This is a genomic window from Agarivorans sp. 2_MG-2023 (assembly GCF_030548085.1).
GTDB lineage: Bacteria > Pseudomonadota > Gammaproteobacteria > Enterobacterales > Celerinatantimonadaceae > Agarivorans.
Map to the genome: position 1 here is coordinate 21,529 of NZ_JAUORQ010000018.1, position 20,179 is coordinate 41,707.

Annotated in this window: 17 protein-coding genes; 10 read left to right on the top strand and 7 right to left on the bottom strand. The window is 44.4% G+C overall.

What is annotated here, in order from left to right:
* The first annotated feature begins 27 nt into the window (after positions 1–27).
* Both Q4549_RS19995 and Q4549_RS20000 read left to right on the top strand, forming a co-directional pair.
* Positions 28–792, top strand: coding sequence for a DNA repair protein (locus Q4549_RS19995; RefSeq protein WP_137674505.1), 765 nt, complete (start codon positions 28–30; stop codon positions 790–792).
* 130 nt (positions 793–922) lie between these two features.
* Positions 923–1,882, top strand: a complete 960-nt coding sequence (locus Q4549_RS20000) for a methylenetetrahydrofolate reductase (protein WP_137674504.1) — start codon at positions 923–925, stop codon at positions 1,880–1,882.
* Between the two features lie 64 nt (positions 1,883–1,946).
* Here Q4549_RS20000 and topA read toward each other — a convergent pair whose 3' ends face one another.
* Complete coding sequence (gene topA / locus Q4549_RS20005; RefSeq protein ID WP_303551227.1) at positions 1,947–4,577, bottom strand: type I DNA topoisomerase; 2,631 nt, start codon at positions 4,575–4,577, stop codon at positions 1,947–1,949.
* 301 nt (positions 4,578–4,878) lie between these two features.
* Here topA and astB point away from each other — a divergent pair, with 301 nt between their 5' ends.
* Positions 4,879–6,219 (top strand): N-succinylarginine dihydrolase, encoded by a 1,341-nt coding sequence (gene astB / locus Q4549_RS20010; RefSeq protein WP_303551226.1) that lies wholly within the window; start codon positions 4,879–4,881, stop codon positions 6,217–6,219.
* 56 nt (positions 6,220–6,275) lie between these two features.
* Here astB and sohB read toward each other — a convergent pair whose 3' ends face one another.
* Together sohB and Q4549_RS20020 are read right to left on the bottom strand one after the other, a co-directional pair.
* Positions 6,276–7,301 (bottom strand): protease SohB, encoded by a 1,026-nt coding sequence (sohB, locus tag Q4549_RS20015; RefSeq protein ID WP_303551223.1) that lies wholly within the window; start codon positions 7,299–7,301, stop codon positions 6,276–6,278.
* A gap of 108 nt (positions 7,302–7,409) precedes the next feature.
* Positions 7,410–9,866, bottom strand: a complete 2,457-nt coding sequence (locus Q4549_RS20020) for a VolA/Pla-1 family phospholipase (RefSeq protein WP_303551219.1) — start codon at positions 9,864–9,866, stop codon at positions 7,410–7,412.
* A 147-nt stretch (positions 9,867–10,013) separates the two neighbouring features.
* Here Q4549_RS20020 and Q4549_RS20025 point away from each other — a divergent pair, with 147 nt between their 5' ends.
* Genes Q4549_RS20025 through Q4549_RS20050 form a run of 6 tightly spaced genes read left to right on the top strand, consistent with a single transcriptional unit; the run spans position 10,014 to position 14,361 of the window.
* Positions 10,014–10,775 (top strand): YciK family oxidoreductase, encoded by a 762-nt coding sequence (locus Q4549_RS20025; protein WP_303551216.1) that lies wholly within the window; start codon positions 10,014–10,016, stop codon positions 10,773–10,775.
* A gap of 11 nt (positions 10,776–10,786) precedes the next feature.
* Positions 10,787–11,689, top strand: coding sequence for a LysR family transcriptional regulator (locus tag Q4549_RS20030; RefSeq protein WP_303515460.1), 903 nt, complete (start codon positions 10,787–10,789; stop codon positions 11,687–11,689).
* 8 nt (positions 11,690–11,697) lie between these two features.
* Complete coding sequence (locus tag Q4549_RS20035; protein ID WP_303551213.1) at positions 11,698–12,444, top strand: 5-oxoprolinase subunit PxpA; 747 nt, start codon at positions 11,698–11,700, stop codon at positions 12,442–12,444.
* Between the two features lie 6 nt (positions 12,445–12,450).
* Positions 12,451–13,110 carry a 5-oxoprolinase subunit PxpB gene (gene pxpB / locus Q4549_RS20040; protein ID WP_303551211.1) on the top strand — a complete coding sequence of 220 codons (660 nt, stop codon included), beginning with the start codon at positions 12,451–12,453 and terminating at the stop codon, positions 13,108–13,110.
* A complete protein-coding gene (locus Q4549_RS20045; protein ID WP_303551208.1) occupies positions 13,107–14,084 on the top strand; it encodes a biotin-dependent carboxyltransferase family protein in 978 nt (325 codons plus the stop codon). The genes pxpB and Q4549_RS20045 overlap by 4 nt, the downstream gene beginning before the upstream one ends.
* Entirely contained in the window at positions 14,077–14,361 is a 285-nt protein-coding gene (locus Q4549_RS20050) for a TfoX/Sxy family DNA transformation protein (protein ID WP_137675297.1), read from the top strand. Before Q4549_RS20045 ends, Q4549_RS20050 begins: the two co-directional genes overlap by 8 nt.
* A gap of 28 nt (positions 14,362–14,389) precedes the next feature.
* Here the strand turns inward: Q4549_RS20050 and Q4549_RS20055 are convergent, their stop codons facing one another.
* Positions 14,390–16,156: a glycerophosphodiester phosphodiesterase family protein gene (locus tag Q4549_RS20055; RefSeq protein WP_303551204.1), complete on the bottom strand. Its 1,767-nt coding sequence runs from the start codon at positions 16,154–16,156 to the stop codon at positions 14,390–14,392.
* A gap of 77 nt (positions 16,157–16,233) precedes the next feature.
* Positions 16,234–17,001 carry a copper homeostasis protein CutC gene (locus Q4549_RS20060; protein WP_303551201.1) on the bottom strand — a complete coding sequence of 256 codons (768 nt, stop codon included), beginning with the start codon at positions 16,999–17,001 and terminating at the stop codon, positions 16,234–16,236.
* Between the two features lie 295 nt (positions 17,002–17,296).
* Between Q4549_RS20060 and Q4549_RS20065 the strand changes: the two genes are divergently transcribed.
* A complete protein-coding gene (locus tag Q4549_RS20065) occupies positions 17,297–18,259 on the top strand; it encodes a TAXI family TRAP transporter solute-binding subunit (protein WP_303551198.1) in 963 nt (320 codons plus the stop codon).
* A 13-nt stretch (positions 18,260–18,272) separates the two neighbouring features.
* Here the strand turns inward: Q4549_RS20065 and Q4549_RS20070 are convergent, their stop codons facing one another.
* Positions 18,273–19,700: a cobyric acid synthase gene (locus tag Q4549_RS20070; RefSeq protein WP_303551195.1), complete on the bottom strand. Its 1,428-nt coding sequence runs from the start codon at positions 19,698–19,700 to the stop codon at positions 18,273–18,275.
* The gene (locus tag Q4549_RS20075) at positions 19,700–20,098 is read right to left on the bottom strand and encodes a CBS domain-containing protein (RefSeq protein WP_303551303.1); all 399 of its coding nucleotides are present in this window, start codon (positions 20,096–20,098) and stop codon (positions 19,700–19,702) included. The genes Q4549_RS20070 and Q4549_RS20075 overlap by 1 nt, the downstream gene beginning before the upstream one ends.
* Between the last annotated feature and the right edge of the window lie 81 nt (positions 20,099–20,179).

The window sequence follows — 20,179 nt, forward strand, 5'->3', positions numbered from 1 at the left end:
GTAAATAGGAAATTTTTCGGTTAGATTATGGTATTTACCTTAGTATTGCTTGGCGTAGGCGCATTGTTGTTTCTGGTTATCGGATACAACATGGTGCAACAATTTAAACAAAAACAAGAAACAGAACGTCGTTTAGCAATCGCCAAACAAAAGGCCATTATTAACGAGACTGAAGAACTGTTACTGCACTCCTCTATTCTCCCCTACAGTAAAGAACTGGTAGAGCTTTTACACAAACGTATGCTAGAAGCGCTTAATCAAATTAAAAACACCGACCCCAGTGTAAAAGGCCTAAACAACCGAATTCGCGCCACCCAAGGGCAACTGAGTCAAATCAAAAATGCAGGTGAAATAAGCGACAGCGCATTTCGTGCTCCAGATACCGACAAAGACGCCTTGCAGATGCTGCAAATCGTAAAAAAAATACGTGCCGTGGTACGTTCAGAACACGCTAAAGGCCGTTTAAACACCCAAGTATTTGTATTAGAAGACCGCCGTTTAGAGTTAATGCAACTTAAGGTGAATATTGAAAACGCCTTAAAACGTGCCATCGAAGCCCAAGCGCTTCGCCAATGGGGTACGGCTCGCCAGTTACTCAACAAAGGCATTTCTGCACTGAGTAACATCTCTGACCGTGATGCCTACTTAGAACAAAAGCTACAAGATATGCGCCGCATGAATCAAGAAATGAGCGACAAACTTAAGTCTGACAGTAAACAAGAGGCTGAAAACTTAGCCGAAAAAGAAACTGACGAATTGGATGTATTATTCCAACCTAAGAAAAAGTGGTAAGCCGAGCCTTACATCTTCACCCTACTTCACTTGCATAGCTTTACAGGCCGCTCAGCAACTACACAGAGTTAGACCTAACCATTAAAGCTATGCGAGAATAACCTCAAACAAAAAAGCTAAAAACTCAACCATGCGCAAAACACTTCAACAGATCTCAAGTGACCCTTTTCATGGGGTGTACTTTATTGGAACCACTCCACCTAAACAAAACACCGACATAGAAAAAGTAAGTGATATTGCTGACAAGTTACTGTCTCGTTTAGATGAAATTGATTACGACGGTTTAATTGTTTACGACATTCAAGATGAAAGCAGTCGTATAGACAAACCACGGCCATTTCCTTACATGCAAACCCACGACCCGCGCTTGTATGCTCAACTTCTAATGCACAAAAGCCAACGCTCGGTAATTACTTATAAAAGCGTCTCACAGCGCAATGAAGCAGACTTTGTTAGCTGGTTAAAAGAAGCTTGGCACCAATACGAAATTCGTGATTTGGTCTTAGTAGGCAGCCCTGCGGCTAGCAACGACATTCAATTAAGCTTGGCTGATGCTTATAAGGCAATAGAACAGCATTCACCCGATTTTTATTTGGGTGGTGTAACCATCGCTGAGCGCCACGCAAAGAAAGGTGACGAGCACGCACGCTTGGTGCATAAAACCGAGCAAGGTTGCCAGTACTTTGTGTCTCAAGCGGTGTACAACGCCCAAGCAACCATCGACATGCTTACCCGTTACGCACACGAATGTAAAAAGACTCAGCAAAAACCGCAACGCATCATCCTTACCTTCTCCCCTTGTGGCAGTGCTAAAACCTTGGAGTTTATTGAATGGCTGGGTATATCGGTACCAGAGGCGACCAGCTTGCGTATTCTCGATGCGGAAAAGCCGCTTAAAGAATCGATTCTAATTTGCTACAACAACTTGGTACAAATTCTAGAAGCCTGCTTACCTTTAGGGATACCACTAGGCTTAAACATTGAAAGTTTAACCAATCGCAAAGAAGAGATTGATGCGTCAATTTTGTTGTATAAGTTGCTTAAAGCCACAATGGACAAAAAGTTAGCTCAACTGCAGTTAAACAACTAATCCGCGTTAACCACGCCCAATAAAAAAGGAAGCCTAGGCTTCCTTTTTTAGTGACATAAGTGGCCTACTTTTTAGGCTTTTTACGTTTGTCTTCTTCTACCCACTTACCGGTGGTGTGGTAAGCACGCCACCCCGTAGGTTTGCCTTCAACTTCAGTACTTAAATACTGCTCTTTCGTTTTACGGCTATAACGAACTAGAGACTTAACGCCATCGGGATCTGTTACCGGGCCATCGGCTAAGTAGAAGAACTTCTCAGGTAATCTATCTCTGAAGCGTTTCAACTCTTCAACTAAAGGCGCGCGTGTTTCACGTGAGCGAGGGAAATTACTCGCTGCCATAAAGATACCAGATGCGCCATCACGCAATACAAAGTAGGCATCACTGTTAACACATTCTAGTTCAGGCAAGTGAACAGGATCTTCACGTGGTGGAGCCACTTCGCCGTTTTTAAGGATTTTACGCGTATTGCTACAATCCTCTCCCGTACAAGCCATGTACTTACCAAAACGACCAGTACGTAGCTGCATGTCGCTGCCACACTTTTCACACTCAACAATCGGGCCGTCGTAGCCTTTAATTTTAAAGCTACCTTGCTCAACCACATAACCCTCACAATCAGGGTTATTACCACAAACATGCAGTTTACGGGTTTCGTCAATCAAGTAACTGTCCATTGCGGTACTACAAACCGGACAACGCTCTTTAGCACGCAGTGCTTCAGTTTCTTGTTCTTCAGAGTCGGCGGCTACAGCCTCTTCTCCAGGGATCAAGTTGATCGTGCACTTACAGCGTTCTTTCGGCGGTAGCGAGTAACCCGAACAACCTAAGAATACACCTGTGCTTGCTGTGCGGATCCCCATGGGGCGTTCACAGTCTGGACATTTGATATCGGTGATCACCGGGCTATTGCTACGCATGCCGGTTTCGTCATCATCTGCTTTGGTTAGCTGGCCTTTAAAGTTTTTGTAAAACTCGTTTAACGCCTGTTTCCACTCAAAACTCCCGTCAGCTACTTTATCAAGACGCTCTTCCATATCGGCAGTAAAGTCGTAACTCATTAAGTCTTGGAAACTTTCGGTTAAGCGTTCAGCGACAATCTCACCCATTTTCTCTGCGTAAAAGCGACGAGCCTCAGTGCGAACATAACCGCGATCCTGAATGGTTGAAATAATTGAAGCGTAAGTAGACGGACGACCAATTCCACGTTTTTCCAATTCACGAACCAACGACGCTTCGTTAAAACGCGCAGGTGGCTTAGTAAAATGCTGTTTAGGATCAAGTTCTACAAGGTTTAGTTTGTCGCCTTGGCTAACAGCAGGCAATACGCCATCGTCAGCTTTACTTGCTTTGCCTACCGGTTGTACTTTTGTCCAACCGTCGAAGCGTAAAATTTTACCTTTAGCGCGTAATTCATACTCGGCGGCATTCACTGTAACCGTCGTCGCATCGTATTGTGCATCGGTCATTTGACATGCTACAAATTGGCGCCAAATAAGGTCGTACAATCGCTTGGCATCTGCGTCAACACCATCAACGTGTTCGCTTAATACCGTAACATCAGAAGGTCGAATCGCTTCGTGTGCTTCTTGGGCGCCTTCTTTGCTCGAATAACGTAAAGCGTTTTCTGGCAGATACTTGGCACCAAAATTATCACCAATATAGCCTCTAGCAGCCTCTACGGCGTCGTTACTCAAGTTTGTTGAGTCAGTACGCATATAAGTAATGTAGCCGGCCTCGTAGAGCCTTTGAGCTAACATCATGGTGCGTTTCACGCCAAAACTTAAACGCGTGCTCGCGGCTTGTTGTAACGTAGAGGTGATATACGGGGCTTTCGGTTTTGAGCGAGTCGGCTTATCTTCGCGCTTAGCAACCGTGTAATTAGCGCCTTTTAAACTATCAACAGCAGCAGTTGCCTGTTGCTGATTAACCGGTTTAAAGGCTTGGCCATTTTGTTTGGCCACTTCTACCCGTAAACCTTCGCCCAATGTCGTTGCTAGGTCGGCGTGAATGTCCCAATACTCTTCTGGTACAAAGGCCTTAATTTCACGCTCTTTTTCTACCACTAAGCGAACCGCGACAGATTGCACGCGGCCTGCTGATAATCCTCGAGCGATTTTCTTCCAAAGCAACGGAGAAACCATGTAACCAACAACACGGTCTAAGAATCGACGTGCCTGCTGGGCGTTAACCCGGTCCATGTTTAACTCGCTGGGTTGCGAGAAGGCATCTTTAATCGCAGATTTAGTAATCTCGTTAAATACCACTCGCTTAAAACGGCTGTCATCACCGCCGATAATTTCTTTTAAATGCCACGCAATTGCCTCTCCCTCGCGGTCCAAATCGGTTGCGAGATAGATGGTGTCAGCATTTTCGGCGAGAGCTTGAAGCTCGCTAACTACTTTTTCTTTGCCAGGCAAAATTTGGTAATTAGCTTTCCAATCTTTTTCTGGGTCTACACCCATTCTGGCCACAAGTGCCTTCTTGTCTTTGGCCTTCTTTAACTTGGCTTTTTCTTCAGCACTTAGGCCCTTTGTAGACACTGGCGCTGCTTTCTTTTTATTGGTCGCGCTACCGCTGCTAGGCAGATCACGAATGTGTCCAACACTTGATTTCACCACATATTGGCGTCCCAAGTATTTGTTAATCGTTTTTGCTTTAGCTGGTGACTCTACAATTACCAGAGATTTGCTCATATTGTTCTTTTTACCATTGTGTCCGTCTGGTTGGCCCACCGACGGAAAGTAGTAGACAGTTGTTCTTTTTTATATTGCTCGAGAGTTAGCATAGGTCAATAACTTTTTTAAATCTTTGGTTTATTGGGTGAATAATTAAGCACTCGACCACAAAGATACAAACTGATAACATCTGAAACTCCCTATTAAGGGTAGTGTTATACGCTTGATTTTCTTCACATGCCAATATAAATAACCATTGGCAAAGATTTTTTCAACAAAAGATAACTCATTTTTCGATGAGCGTAGTAAAAGGAAGACTATGAAACATTTTGAAGTCAACTTTGACGGTTTAGTGGGTCCCACTCACAATTATGCCGGTCTTTCATTTGGTAATGTGGCTTCGTTATCCAACGCCCAAAATGCTTCCAATCCAAAAGAAGCAGCCAAACAAGGTCTTCTAAAAATGAAGGCCTTAAATGATTTAGGGCTAACTCAAGGCGTGCTGGCCCCGCAGCAGCGTCCAGATTTAAATTTATTACGTCGTATCGGCTTTAGCGGTAACGATGCTCAAGTGTTGCAACAAGCCGCAAAGAAAGCCCCAGACGCTTTACTGGCGAGTTATTCAGCATCAAGTATGTGGACAGCCAACGCAGCAACCGTATCACCTAGTGCAGATACCGAAAATGGAAAAGTACATTTTACTCCAGCCAATTTAACTAACAAATTGCACCGTTCCATTGAGCCAGAAGTGACAGGCAATATTCTAAAAGCGGTATTTTCTGACAGTAAATATTTTGAACATCATCAACACCTGCCCGAAAATGACTATTACGGTGATGAAGGTGCAGCCAACCATACCCGCTTGTGTAATAACTACGGTGAAGCGGGTTTGGAACTATTTGTATATGGCAGAACAGCGGCTAACAGCAACGCCCCTGCCCCTACCAAGTTTCCAGCAAGGCAAACCTTAGAAGCCAGCCAAGCGGTGGCGCGCTTACATGGCTTAGACGCTGATACTGCGATTTTCATCCAACAGAACCCCTCAGTGATTGACCAAGGGGTTTTTCATAACGATGTAATTGCAGTAGGCAACCAAAATGTCCTGTTTTATCATCAACAGGCATTTTTAAATACTCAACAGCAACTTAAGCATATTCAGCAACGTTTCGGCGAAAATAAACTACATTTCATCGAAGTTAGTGACAAAGAAGTAAGTCTAGATGAAGCCGTTAAAAGCTATTTATTTAATACTCAAATCATCACTACCGCGCCTGGCGAGATGGCCATTATTGCCCCAACTAATTGCCAAGAGTCTGAGCAAGTGCATCGCTATTTAGAAGATTTAGTCGGCCGAAATACACCAATTAAACAAGTACATTATTTTGATGTTAAACAAAGCATGAGCAACGGTGGAGGCCCGGCTTGTTTGCGCTTACGTGTCGCTTTAAACGATATGGAGTTAGCTGCTGTGAACCAACACACCATTATGAGTGAGCAGTTGTTTAACACCTTAAATAGCTGGGTGGATAAACACTATCGCGATAGCTTAGCGTTTGATGATTTACGTGACCCGCAAATGATTACAGAAGTGAATACCGCTTTGGATGAGTTAACCCAAATTCTTCACTTAGGTTCTGTTTATCCTTTCCAACAAAACTAACTCGCAGATACAAAAAAGCCTGATAATAATCAGGCTTTTTTTATTCAAACTAAACGCTATTTAGTCCAGTCCCAAGACTGTGATTGAACTAGTTTCATTACGCCACGTTCAACCCCAACACTAGCGGCTTGGCTGAGTTTTTCAGCGAGCTTTTTCTTAGTATGATATTTAAACTGAATAACTTGTTTATCGCTAAACTGTTCCATTAAGTAATCATCACTAGTACTGACTTCATCTACCAACTCTAAACCAAAAGCTTGCGTGCCATACCAATGCTCGCCAGTGGCTACTTTGCTAATATCCAATTGCGGGCGAAACTCTTGCACAAACTCTTTGAATAGCACATGGGTCTCTTCTAGTTCGGTTTTAAACTTCTTACGTGCTTCGTCAGTATTCTCACCAAACATGGTCAATGTACGTTTAAATTCGCCAGCGGTTACCTGCTCAAACTCTATATCGTGTTTTTTCAGCACTTTATTAAAGTTTGGTAGTTGCGCTATCACACCGATAGACCCAACAATAGCAAAAGGTGCTGCAATAATTTTGTCTGCAATACAGGCCATCATATAACCACCGCTTGCGGCAACCTTATCAACCGCAATAGTCAGCTTTATACCTTTCGCTTTAATACGTTTAAGTTGCGATGCAGCTAATCCATATCCATGAACCATACCGCCGCCGCTCTCTAAACGAACTAAAACTTCGTCTTGTTCTTTAGCTGCAACGAGTACTGCGGTGACTTCTTCACGCAAACTCGCGACTTCTTTAGCGTCAATACTGCCTTTAAAGTCGATAACAAATAACCGTGGCTTGTTTTGTTCTTCGCCTTTTTTCTTATCTTCTTTTTGTTGCTGTTTCTGCTGCTTCTTATATTGCTTAAGCTGCTCTTTACTCATGAGGTTATGATTCAGCTTGTCTTCTATCTCATCTTGTCGCTCACTAAGATCAGTGACCTCTAATTCGCCACTCTTGTGCTTAGTTTTTGAAGATACTGCGATAACCACAACCACCACAGCAATAATGGCGATAACAATGGTTAAAGCCTTCGCAAAAAACAATCCAAACTCGATCAAAAAATCCAAACTTCTGCCCTCTTAAATTCAAGCTGTTATTAGTACCACAGCTTGAAAGACTAACCAAGCAACAAAAAAGGCCTGCGCGATGCAGGCCTTAGATTGGTTATTTTTTACTTATTGAGCGGTGCTAATTACCGAGCTGTCATTCACCACTACCGTCGCGTTTCCAGCATCAGCACTTACCGCATAGCCCACAAACTGGCTTTGCATCTCAACGGTTGTTGCTAAACTCACCGTCGGTGAAATCAACGAACTGTGAGAGCCTTGGCCAAAGCGAATCGCATAACTACCTGCAGACGTTACTGCTGCGCCCTCTAATCCCATGGCAGCAATTAGCGGCTCGGTTCCCACTAGCGGTAACGTTGGCAGCGAGTTAGGTATTACTTGGTCACCACTTCCTTCACTACCATCGCCTACTACCTCATGCACCAATACTGGCATAGAAAAGCCTGCTTGCGCATAATTGAGCGGGTCTGCTCCATCTACTACTGTTTGGCCCAAAGCACCAAATACTTGAGCAAAAGCCGCATAATTGGAGTCAATAACTAGCTGCGCTGCTTCTGGGTAGGTAGCTTGGTAAACCGCAAACTGCTCCAGTGCCGTGGCTGAGTCGTTATCTTCAAACCCTAAACCGGCAGCCACTAAACCTAAGTATCCAGGGTTTGCTTTAAGGTTTGCTTCAACTAAGGGGGCAAAGCTAGGCGAATTTTGGAAAATACCCGCTAAGCCGCCTCCTGGTACGCTAAGCGATGCACTTTGCAAGGAGTAATCTATAGGAAAGCCACTAACTATGACTTCACCAGCTAATGCGGCAGCGCCAACTCCAACAATAGAGCCCAACGATTGGCCAACAAAATGAACCTTGCTACCATCTAATTCTGCCGGAGCCGTAGCTGCTTGAAGTGCAGCTCGCAGAGCTAATAAATCGGCGCTAGATTGACGCAAGTTTTCACGAATGCTTAAAAAACTACCTAGATTTGCAAATACTTGCGCATCAGCATTAGCACTTAAATCTGCATTTCCATCGCCTGTTAAATCAATGCCACGGGTGCCGTGATAAGGTAAATCCATCGCTAACACCGCATACCCTTGAGCAGCATAACTAGCGGCTATGCCCGCTGCAGTTTCTTTTAACGAGCCAATCCCATGTTGGAATACCACAACTGGCCAACCATCTGCCGGCATAGTTTGTCCAGTTAAGGTTTCGTCAGGAAAGTAAATATCTAGGTTGAGTAAAGCAGTACTGCGTGTTTCTGGAATCGGGTTATAAGCAGTTAAATGGCGATGTGCATCTACGGCTTTAGTCTCACCATCTTCAACATAAGTTAACCCTGCTAAATCTGCTTGAGCTAGCATAGTTCCCGCTGTTGCTGTATCGCCACCGGCAACTAGCACTCCAAAAGCTGAAGTATCAAACCCTCTAGCAAAGGCCTGTGTCCAAAAACTTGTGCCACTTGCCTGGTCAGCAAAGTCGGCATTAGTTTGTAACAACTGAAGAATGGCAACCGGGCTGTCCGTTCTAGCTTGCGCCCACTTATTCATATCAGCCCCCGTAATGTCTGGATTATCTAAGTCAGACAAATAATAAGGAACTGATAAGGTTGATTTGAAGTACTTAGCAGCAGCAAAACTTGGCTGGCTAGCGCCTAACACGGTATTTGCTACATCTTCTGCAGTAGAGCCAGTATCAACCAATGCGCCTAAAGGCAGTAGCCCGTTCAGCGCCATACCTCCGTATACTTGTTGCAATGCGCTAAGTACACTTCCTACTGATTGCGTAGTAAACACCGCGGCGTAACTAACAGCTTCTGTTACCCCTTCAGCAGCTAACAGACCATTGTTGAAGCCAGTTAAACCTTTTAATTGCTGAGTGGTTGCATCGTCTTCAGCAGTAGCTGCAGTGCTTAGTAACTGATAACCACTGCCCGCTTCTACCGGGCGACCGTTGCTATCTAACAGCGATTCTGTAATCGCAACCATGTAAGATGTTGCCGTGGTGAAAGGTTTAAGCGGCGTAACAACTATGTTGCCGTCGCTAAAGGTAGCAAGGTAGTCTTCGCCATAAACCAACTGTTCATCAATCCTGCAAGTTTGGCCGGCTGAAAAACTACCGCCGTTTTCGGTCACATCGGCACAGGTATCAACAAAACCAGAGGCTCTCACTTTGTAAAGCAAAACGCCTGCAGCAAAGGTGCTTTCATCTAAGGTAGTATCAATTTCTGCATTATATTCGCCTTCGTCGTCACCATAACCAAGAGGAATACTAAACGGTACGCTGGTCTGCCAGCCATCTAGGGCGCCAAGTACGTTGGTAATAGATTGATACTCTTGCGTAGCCACAATAGCAGCTTCACTAGGTAGATTAACGGTCCCGTCTTGGCTGCCATTAAACAGCAAATTATTTGGTGTAGAAACATCACCAATCAGCGGATTGAAACGAATTTTTACTGAGTTTGGCTCATTTGGCGTGATATCATTGCTGAAATCAAAAGGCGAGTTGCTACTACCACAACCTGCAAGAGTAACAGAAGTAAATAAAGTGACAGCTGTAGCTATTCGGGACAAACGCATATTAGCAAATTCCTTTTTATTGTATGTTTTTCAAAGAAACCTTAAACATTTGTTTACATTTTTGCAACAGGTCTAACCAGGCGTTAAACAGATGTTTAAATATTAAACAAATATTTGTGGGCTAACGCACATCTACAGGAACAAATAATGAGCACGGAAATCTCTCCTCAACACTTTCAAGCCAGCGCAGATGAACTTAAAGATAAAGTAATTTTGGTTACCGGTGCAGGCGACGGAATTGGCCGTCAGGCGGCGTTAAGTTTCGCTGAATTAGGTGCCACCGTGATCCTCCTTGGCCGAACAGTTAAAAAATTAGAAGCTGTATATGATGAGATAGAAGCGCTAGGCGCACCGCAGCCCGCAATCATTCCGCTTGATTTAAAAGGCGCTAGTCAACAGAACTACCTTGATATGGTTGCCACAATCGACAATCAATTTGGCCGTTTAGATGGCGCATTATTAAATGCCGCGCATTTAGGCGTGCTTAGCCAATATGTGCAAATTGACGAAGATCTTTGGGATCAGCTGATGCAGGTAAATGTGAAATCTCAATTTCTACTTAGCCAAGCCTTAGTACCACTGATGCTTAAAAGCGATAAGGCCTCATTGCTGTTTACCTCTTCTAGCGTTGGTAAAAAAGGCCGCGCCTATTGGGGTGGATACTCGGTATCTAAGTTTGCCATTGAAGGCATGTCTCAAGTGATTGCTGATGAATTTGACAAAACTGGCCTGCGCAGTAACTGTATTAATCCTGGGGCCACTCGCACTCTAATGCGCGCTACGGCCTACCCCGGTGAAGACCCAAAAACGTTGAAAACGCCTTTAGATATCATGCCTAACTATGTGTACTTGATGAGCGATGCAAGTGCTGGCGTGACCGGGCAAAGCATTGACGCTCAAGCGAAATAGAACAACTACCTATGAGCATACCCTTTCGAGCAAAAAGCACATTAGAACAATGGCGTATTTTTCAAGCGGTGGTGGATTACGGAGGGTATGCTCAAGCTGCCAGTCAGTTAAACAAGAGCCAATCTTCGCTTAACCATGCGGTAAGCAAACTGCAAAACTTACTTGGCATTCAATTGCTCGAAGTAAAAGGCCGTAAGGCTTATCTCACGCCAATGGGCGAAGTAATGCTTCGCCGAAGTAAATTACTCAGCCAAAATATTCAAGAGCTCGAACTGCTCGCGGCAAGTTTAGAACAAGGCTGGGAACCACAATTGAGCCTAGCCTGTGAAATTATCCAACCTCGTGCTCCTATTATTAAGGCACTTAAAGCATTCTTGCCCGAAAGCCGTGGAACCCGAGTAGAAGTCATTGATACGGTAATTACTGGCGCCGATGAAGCAATTACCGATGGCAAAACCGATTTGGTGATTACCGGATTGTTGCCTAAAGGCGTATTGGGCGAGCGACTTAGTTCCGTTACTTTAGTGCCTGTAATTCATCGCAGCCATCCATTAGCTAAAATGCCCCAACCAGTGTCTATCGACGAAGTATTGCAACATGTACAGCTGGTTGTGCGTGATACAGGGAAAAACCCTCAGCCTGATCGTGGCTGGCTGCGTGCTGAGCAGCGTTGGACATTTAGCGGCTTTAATCAAGTGCTGGAGGTACTCAATCAAGGTTTAGGTTTTGCCTGGTTACCAGAGCATGTAGCAAAACCGTTTTTTGAAGACGACAGCTTGGTTGAGTTAAATATTCAAGGAGGGGCATCTAAAACGCTAAACACCTACTTGGTGATTCCTAGACCCGAACAACTCGGCCCTGCGGGTCAATATTTCTCTAAGCTATTGTTACAACACTGTAAGGCTGCTCGCTAAGGACTGACATGTTATTAAATTGCGATATGGGCGAAAGCTTTGGCGTATGGAAAATGGGCATTGATGAGCAAGTAATGCCTCATATTGATATGGCGAATATCGCCTGCGGTGGACACGCTTCAGATCCCGACGTAATGAGTAATACCTTAGCCCTAGCTAAACAACACAATGTAAGTGTAGGCGCGCACCCAAGTTACGCTGATATTGCCGGTTTTGGTCGGCGTTCAATTCCTTACCAGCCCGATCAATTAACTCACCTAGTGCTAGCGCAAGTAGGCAGCTTACAAGCCTTATGCCACTACCATCAACTCAGCCTGCATTACGTAAAACCGCATGGCGCGCTTTACAACGACATGCATAAAGAGCCCAGTATTTTTGAATCGGTGGTTAAAGCTGTCGCCTCGCTCAACGGCGATATTAAGTTAATGGTTCACGCTACCCAGTCTGCTGGATTTATAGAGAAAATTGCCGAAAGCTATCGCATCAAATTAATCAAAGAAGCCTTTTGTGATCGCCGCTATTTGGCCAATGGTCAGCTGCAAGCTCGCAGCGAAGCTGGCGCGGTAATCACTGAACAATCCGATTTGATTAATCAAGTCACTACTATCCTATGCAATCACAAAGTGGTCTGTGCAGACGGTAGTGAATTAGCCTTAAATGCTGACACCTTGTGCGTTCATGGTGATAATCAAGCCGCGCTTGATACCATCAAACAAATAAAGCAACACATCATTCAAGCTAATCGAGGCCGTTAGCCCGATATGTACTGCATTGATTATGTAAATGAAGACAGCATTTTAATTAGCTGTAAAAACTCAAAAGATTGCTCATCCCTGCCCGCGCTTTCTCAAATACTCAAACAGCAACTTCGCGACATTCTAGATATCATTGTGGCTGCAGACAGCTTACTGATCGTATTAGAGTACACTGCCGATATCGATGCTTTACTATCAGTGGTAACGCAGTTTAACCCCAGTGAAGTAGTCAGCGGCTCGGCAAATGTTATCAACATCCCCGTATGTTACGAATCAAAGCTAGCGCCAGATTTAGCTGAAGTTTGCCAAATAAGTAAGCTAAGTGCAGACAAAGTAATAGAACTACATCAGCAGGCAAGGTACCAGGTTAAAGCCATTGGGTTTATGCCCGGTTTTGCTTATTTGAAGGGTTTACCTGCTCAGTTACAACTTCCGAGAAAAGCCGTACCCGCTTCAAAGGTTGCGGCAGGCAGCCTAGCCATTGCTGAAGATATGACTGCGGTCTACCCCGCCAGCAGCCCTGGTGGTTGGCATATTATTGGCCAAAGCCCTATGCAGCTATTTAATAAACTGTCTGATCCAATGTGCCCTTTTAAGGTCGGTGACGAAGTACGCTTTGTTGCCATCACTTATCAAGAGTTTATTGCTTTCAAGGAGAACCGATGAGCTCTCCAGCCGCCATGAATATAATCAGAAGTGGTCCGCATACATTGGTCGTCGACCAAGGCCGTTTTGGTTATCAAGACATCGGAGTCAGTCCTGGTGGGCCGGCAGATTTACACGCTTACTATTGGGCAAACCGTTTATTAGGCAATTCAGTAAACTGTGCAGCATTAGAAGTTACCATTGGAGGTGCCCAGTTCCAATTTAGTCACAGTTGCACAATCGCCGTTTGTGGTGCCAAGATGCCAATCACAGTCACGGCGGCTAATACTAATACCTCAATAAACTTAGCTACTTGGCGAACTATAAAGGTAAATGCCGGTGATAGGCTAAGCCTAGCGCCCGCGCGTAGTGGCTTGCGCAGCTATTTGGCGATATCAGGGGGATTTAGTGTAAGGCCTGAGTTAGGCAGCGTGAGCAGTTCAATAAAACAAAAGTTGGGAGCGTTTAATGGCCGCTTGCTGGCGGCTGGAGATAAGCTTGAATACATAACGTCATGCCAACACCCTGCACTCTCACAGCAACAGGTGCCGAACCGCTTTCTGCCTGATTACCAACAAACACTAAAACTAGCGCTTATTCCAAGTTATCAGTTTCAGCAGTTTACCCAAAAAGACATTGATACCTTACGCCATCAAACCTATACGCTTAGCGAATTAAGTGACCGAATGGGCCTGCGATTGGTGGGTGATCCATTAGTAGATATTCCTCCCAGTGGAGAATCTGAGGCCATTGCTTTGGGTGCGGTGCAGGTTCCTCCCAATGGGCTGCCCATTGTATTGTCGGTAGATAAACAAACCATTGGCGGTTACCCTAAACTGGGCTGTATAGCCCGCCTAGACTTATATGCACTAAATCAACGCCGCCCTCAGCAAGCGGTGCAGTTTTACATAAGCTCTTGGCAAGCTCAGCGACAGCGTTGGTTAGCATTTCAGCAGTTCTTTTCAATACCACTGGGCGTAACTAGAAATGCCTAAAACTAAACAAGCTACACAACTTAGAGATTTAAAAGGTTTTGGCCCTAAAAGCGAAGAGATATTGGCCAAAGTGGATATTCACTCCGTCGAACAATTTATGGCAAGCGACCCTTTTGAGCTTTATGCCAAACTTAAACAAACAGTTAAAGGTACTGGATTAAATTCGATATACGCGATTATTGGCGCCCGCGAAGATCTCCATTGGCAAATCATCAAACAACAAAGAAAAACCGAAATTCTACTAAAACTCGACGATATGGGTCTTGCACCTAAATAGGCGATATTTTGAGTTACTAGGCTAAATACTACAAACTCAACCAATGACGTAAGCTATTTACGATATGGTCCATTTCACTCAGCTGATTTAGTCGATCGATAGTTTCTAATGCAATAATCGGTGAATCCGTCACTATGCCATCAACCCTCAGATAATAAAGCCTCTCCACGTCGGCTGCGCTATTTACCGTCCACACGTGCACTTGCTGGCCACGCTGCTGAGCACTTAACAAGCGCCAAGCATTTACCCATTGTTGGTTAACAATCAACATATCTACGTTTTGCTGTACATCGGTTTCACCAAAACTAGCTGCAGCAATAAACGCAGTGCTAATGTTTTTTGCCTGCGGAGTATCACTCATTTGAAGCTTTAAGGTTTCTAGCAGTTCACCATCTAAACTACTTATGATGACCGGGTGCGGATAATCTTTGAGCGCGTCCAGCAAGGCAGGAACCAAAGCCAAAGAATCGTTGTAGCGTTTGAGTTCTATATTCAAGGTTATCTTGTCTGCACTTTTAGCTAACCAAACAGGCAAAGCTTGAGGCGTACTAAAACCCGCATTAACAAAGGCTTGTTGAACTTGTTCAAAGCGACTTAAATGCACTACCGCGCTATCGGCTGTTAAGCGCCGTAAATCTCTATCATGCACAACCGCAATTTGGCCATCAGCGGTTAACTGTACATCTATTTCTGTGACTTCTAACCCAAGGTTTATCGATTTTTGTAAGCCTTCTAAACTGTTCTCTAGCGCTAACCAGCCACCTGCTCGGTGGCCCATCACCACAAAAGAGTTGGGTGCAGAAAAGCGCTGACTAAAGCGATTAATTTCATCACTTATTTCGTTAGCGCCAAGCACCAACACCGCCAAAAACATCATTCGTAAACCTAAATGCAAACGGTGGCTTTCTCTTAGTACCCGCTGATGAGCCAGTTTTAGCCCAGAACGATTACGTTTCACCAATACCTTGAACATGTAAAACTGAATGCTGGCATATAGCCAAGTATCAAGAAAGCTCAGTACCGAACCACCAGCAAGCACAGCAAAGCTAAATAAAAATAGCCATAAACTAGTGACCTCTTCAGGCTGCCACCAACTTAAACTAAAGCGTAGCAACCAAATAAAGCCACTAATAACCGAAACAAACACCAATGCACGCAACGCAAACCAACCGGCATTTAGCGCCAAGATAAGTCTGCGTTGATGGCGGCTTAATTTGGTTGAATCTCTAAGTTGGTTGCTAAGCGGCTTTTTTTGCAGCATGCAGTATGGAAGCGCGAACCACCAATTAAGCCACTTTGCCCCAAGCCATAGCGCTAATGGGATCCCACCTACGCTTACGGCAGTAACAAAAATCCATAATTGATTACGCTGTTGATCGAGGTAATAGTTTATGTCCCAGTCGGCCAACATTAGGCCAAACAACCAACGGCCAATAAACAAAATGGTACAAGAAATACTGATTAACAAAGCAGATTGCAGAAAGGCTAAACGGGCAATTAACCAAGAGCGATTCAGCAATAAACGAACGGCTTGTGATACAGAGCGCCGATTAACTTCATGCTGAGCCAGCAGTAAAGTAATCACCCCTTGCTGTAAGAAAAAGTTGAACAAGGCCATGGCAACGAGCCAAATAGCAAACAGGTATCCACTGGGCGAAAGAAAAAAGGCCAGTAACTGCTGATTAGCAACGCCTTGTAAACCATACCAAGACATTAAAGATTCGCTCACCACAATCGACACAGGGGCTACTACTGCCAACCAACATGCCTGCACCAGCAGATAAGCGCCAAACATTGCAATGCCGCGGCTTTTAAGCGAGCCGGCTAAATAATATATAAAGTGTCGAATACGATGTAATGCGTTGGGGAGAATCACTGGGTATTTAGCCCCAATATAGTGGCCATTTCCTGTACTTGTTGTTGCGAAACCTGCAATCGACTTAACTCTTTATCTGAATCTTTTGCTGCAGCCATGGCTAAGGCATATCGCTTATCGAACTGAGAAGGTAATGCTGTTGAGGCAGCGCTATGAAAATGCCTGAGTCCACTCTTTAATAGACCGAGTATATTGTGTTCTCGCAATCCACCAGCAGCCAACCATTCAATGGTTGGAAAACATTGCTGCATGTCGAGTAACAAGTTGAGTCCATCTTCAATGTTGTTTTTCTGACCAGAGCTAAGCACACGTGTAATGTTTAATGCTTCTATTTTTTTTGCTGCCTTTTTAGGCTGAGCCACACAATCGAAGGCTCGATGAAAGGTAGTACTAAGCCCCTTGGCTGCTTTAACCAATTGTTGGCATGCAAGTTCGTCCACCGAAGCGTCAGTATTTAGCGCACCAAAAACCACGCCATTAAAGCCTAAATCTTTAACCAACGTTATATCGGCAACCATTTGAGCAACTTCGTCATCGCTATAACAAAAATCGCCGCCGCGTGGCCTAATCATTACAGTAATGTCGATTTGGCTTAAATAATCTTTCACCAATAACAATGCGCCATAACTAGGAGTCGTGCCGCCCTCTGCTTGGCCTGCGCAAAACTCTACCCGTGTAGCGCCACCACTAATAGCGTTTTTTACATCACTAATGCTATAGCAGCAAATTTCAAGAACAGGAGAATTAGAATCAGATTTAGACAAGTTTTGGCCGACGTTCACGGGTTAAGTGTTTTTATTATAACGAATTATGCTCTAGCTTCACCTTCGTAAGCGATACATAATTAGCTTTTTCATCGATAACCCTCGATATTTATAGCAATAAACCATGAAACTTTGCCTAACTATAGAGAATCGTTAAGCTTTAATGCATTAAACCAAGCGACCCATAGCGTTGATTTTGAGTTCACAACTTAGTAGTTCAAACAAGCGTTTTGCTAAATATCTGTGTATATTAAACGGGTTATTCTAGGGAAAGAAGACACTTTTAGGTGAAACCATGAAACGATTTCCACTTTATTTATTAACGGTGGCATTAAGCATCAATGCTAATTACACCTTAGCTAATGAGTATTTATTTGTAGGTACAGGTAATGTTAGCGGCGTTTATTACCCCACTGGCAACGCCCTTTGTCGCTTGCTAGAGCAGAGCAACGAACACCGAAAATTAAGTTGTACTGCCGAGAGTTCAGGCGGTTCCAGCGACAACGTGGAAGCACTGCAAAGTGGTGATATTGATTTAGCTATTGTTCAATCAGACGTGCACTGGCAAGCCTACCAAGGTAGCGGCGAGTTTGCTGAACAAGGCGCTTATAAAGAAATGCGCTCTCTTCTTTCCCTCTATGCTGAAGCCTTAACTATCTTAGTGCATGCAGACATGAGCATAGGGCAAATAGAACAGCTTAAAGGACATTCGCTAAACCTTGGGCCAGAGGGTTCAGGCCAGTATTCAACCATGCAACTGGTGATGGAAGAACTCAATTGGCAAGCCTCTGATTTCTCTAAGTTAAGTAATTTAAAACCCGACGAGCAAAGCCGTGCCCTGTGCAGTAAAAAAGTAGACGCAATAATCTATGTGGTTGGGCACCCTAATACCTCTATTACCCGCGCCACAACAATGTGTGAGTCAAACCTTATTAGCTTGTCTAAAAAGACCATTATGGCCTTAGCAGATAAGTATGATTACTTTTCGCCAGTGACTATCAAAGGCGGCACCTACCACGGTAACCCTGATGATGTTTCATCTATAGGGGTAAGTGCCACCTTAGTGGCCGACAAGCAACTTTCGGAACAAACGGTTTATAACTTTGTTGCGGCAATTTTTGAAAACTTAAACACCATGCGTTCACTGCATCCAGCGCTAGCCGATCTGCAAGTAGAAGATATGATCAATACCAACTTAACCGCTCCGCTGCATGACGGTGCCAAGCGTTACTATCGTGAACAAGGTTGGATAAAGTAAGGTGCAGGCGGGTTTAAAAACCCGCGTGTTTGGCTAACTGACTTAACGGTAAATCTAAAGAGTCACACATTCGGTCAAGTTCCTTCCCTAGAACTTGGTGCCAATCTTCACACTCCCCTTGCCAACCTAAGTGCTCAAGCCAAGCTTGCCTAAATGTTTTGTTAGTGAACAAATCATGCAAGTAAGAACCTTGAACATTGCTAAGTTGCCAGCCCGTATCAGCTTCGACAAAGCTAGCTAAGGGCTCAATGCACACTGTTTTACCGTGATGAATTTCGTAACAATTCAGCTCACTATTTTGCCAACTCAGCTGCCGTTGACGAGTTGTTTTTTGATCTGAGTATTCGGTAATAATTGGCAGTAAAGACAGGCCCTTAAAGCTCTCTCCTTCTACCGAGTTAGGATCAAGATTTTGTTCACCTAAAATTTGCAATCCTCCACAAACCCCGGTGATTAACACTCCAGCAGAAGCCGCTTTAATAATCTCATTATCCAAGCCACTCTTGGCTAAGTGAGCCCGACTTGCCGCAACATGTTTCGAACCAGGCAATATAATCGCATCAAATTGGCTAAGATCTTGGCAGTCACGCATTGGAACAACGTTCACACCTTGTTGGTAAATGAGAGGATCAAACTCGTCAAGATTACTGGCATAAGGATAAACAATCAGCGCAACGTTTATGCTACCGGCTTGCCAAGTACTGCGATGGAAAAAATTATCTTCTTCAGGAAGTTGATGCTCTGTCCAAGGGATGACCGCAACAATAGGGATACCGGTTTTTTCTTCTAACCACACATTTGCATCGTGTAACAAGGCTTGCTCACCACGAAACTTATTAAGCACAAAACCCTTAACCCGTTTTTGCTCCGCTTCACTTAAACACATCCAAGTACCCAGTAAATGAGCGTAAGCGCCACCTCGGTCAATATCTGCAATTAAATATACTGAAGCATTGGTATGTAATGCTACTTCCATATTCACAATGTCACTTTTACGCAGGTTAACTTCGGCTGGGCTGCCAGCACCTTCAATCACCAATAAAGGGTGTTTACTCTGCAAACGCTGCAAACTGGCTGTAACAGCCGGCCAAAGCACCGCTTTACGCTGGTGCCAATCTTTAGCCAGCAGCTCATGGCTCACCTTACCGTTCACCACTACCTGCGCGCCTTTTTCACTATGCGGTTTAAGCAGCACAGGGTTCATATCGATAGAGGGTGTTTGTTTGGCGGCAATCGCTTGAAGATATTGCGCTCTGCCTATCTCGCCGCCTTCGTGAGTTACCGCAGCATTATTACTCATGTTCTGCGCTTTATAGGGCGCAACATCAAGGCCTTGATTAGCTAAAAAACGACACATTAAGGCGCACACTAAGGATTTACCCGCATCACTGGTACAACCCATAAACATGATAGGATTGGTTGTAGAGAGCTGTAGTTTCATTAGTGAGTGTTTTCTACCAGTAATACCGACAGTACGTCGCGCCAAGTGACCAAGCCGAGTAATTTATTCGCCTCATCTATCACCGGTAAACAGCTAATACTTTTATCCACCAGCAACTGCCCGGCATCTCTAACGCCGGTAGTCGGTGTGCTGCACAACGGCTCTCTGGTCATAACATGATGTACCCGCTGAGTTAACGTTTGTACATCTCGCTGATTTTCTGCGGCTTTACCTAAATAAGGACTTAGCGCAGCCAGCAAATCAGATTCGGTGAGCACCCCTACCACTAAATCTTCGTCATCAAGTACCACCAAATGATGAAAGCTCACGTTATCAAAAATGTCTTTTATGTCGAATAGGCGTTGATCCATTCCCACAGTGACAACTCTGGTTTGCATAATATCTTTGATTATCAAGTGATTCTCCAATCCGCTGATGTTTCAACCATTATAAACACAACAATGGCTTTTTCGCTGTTT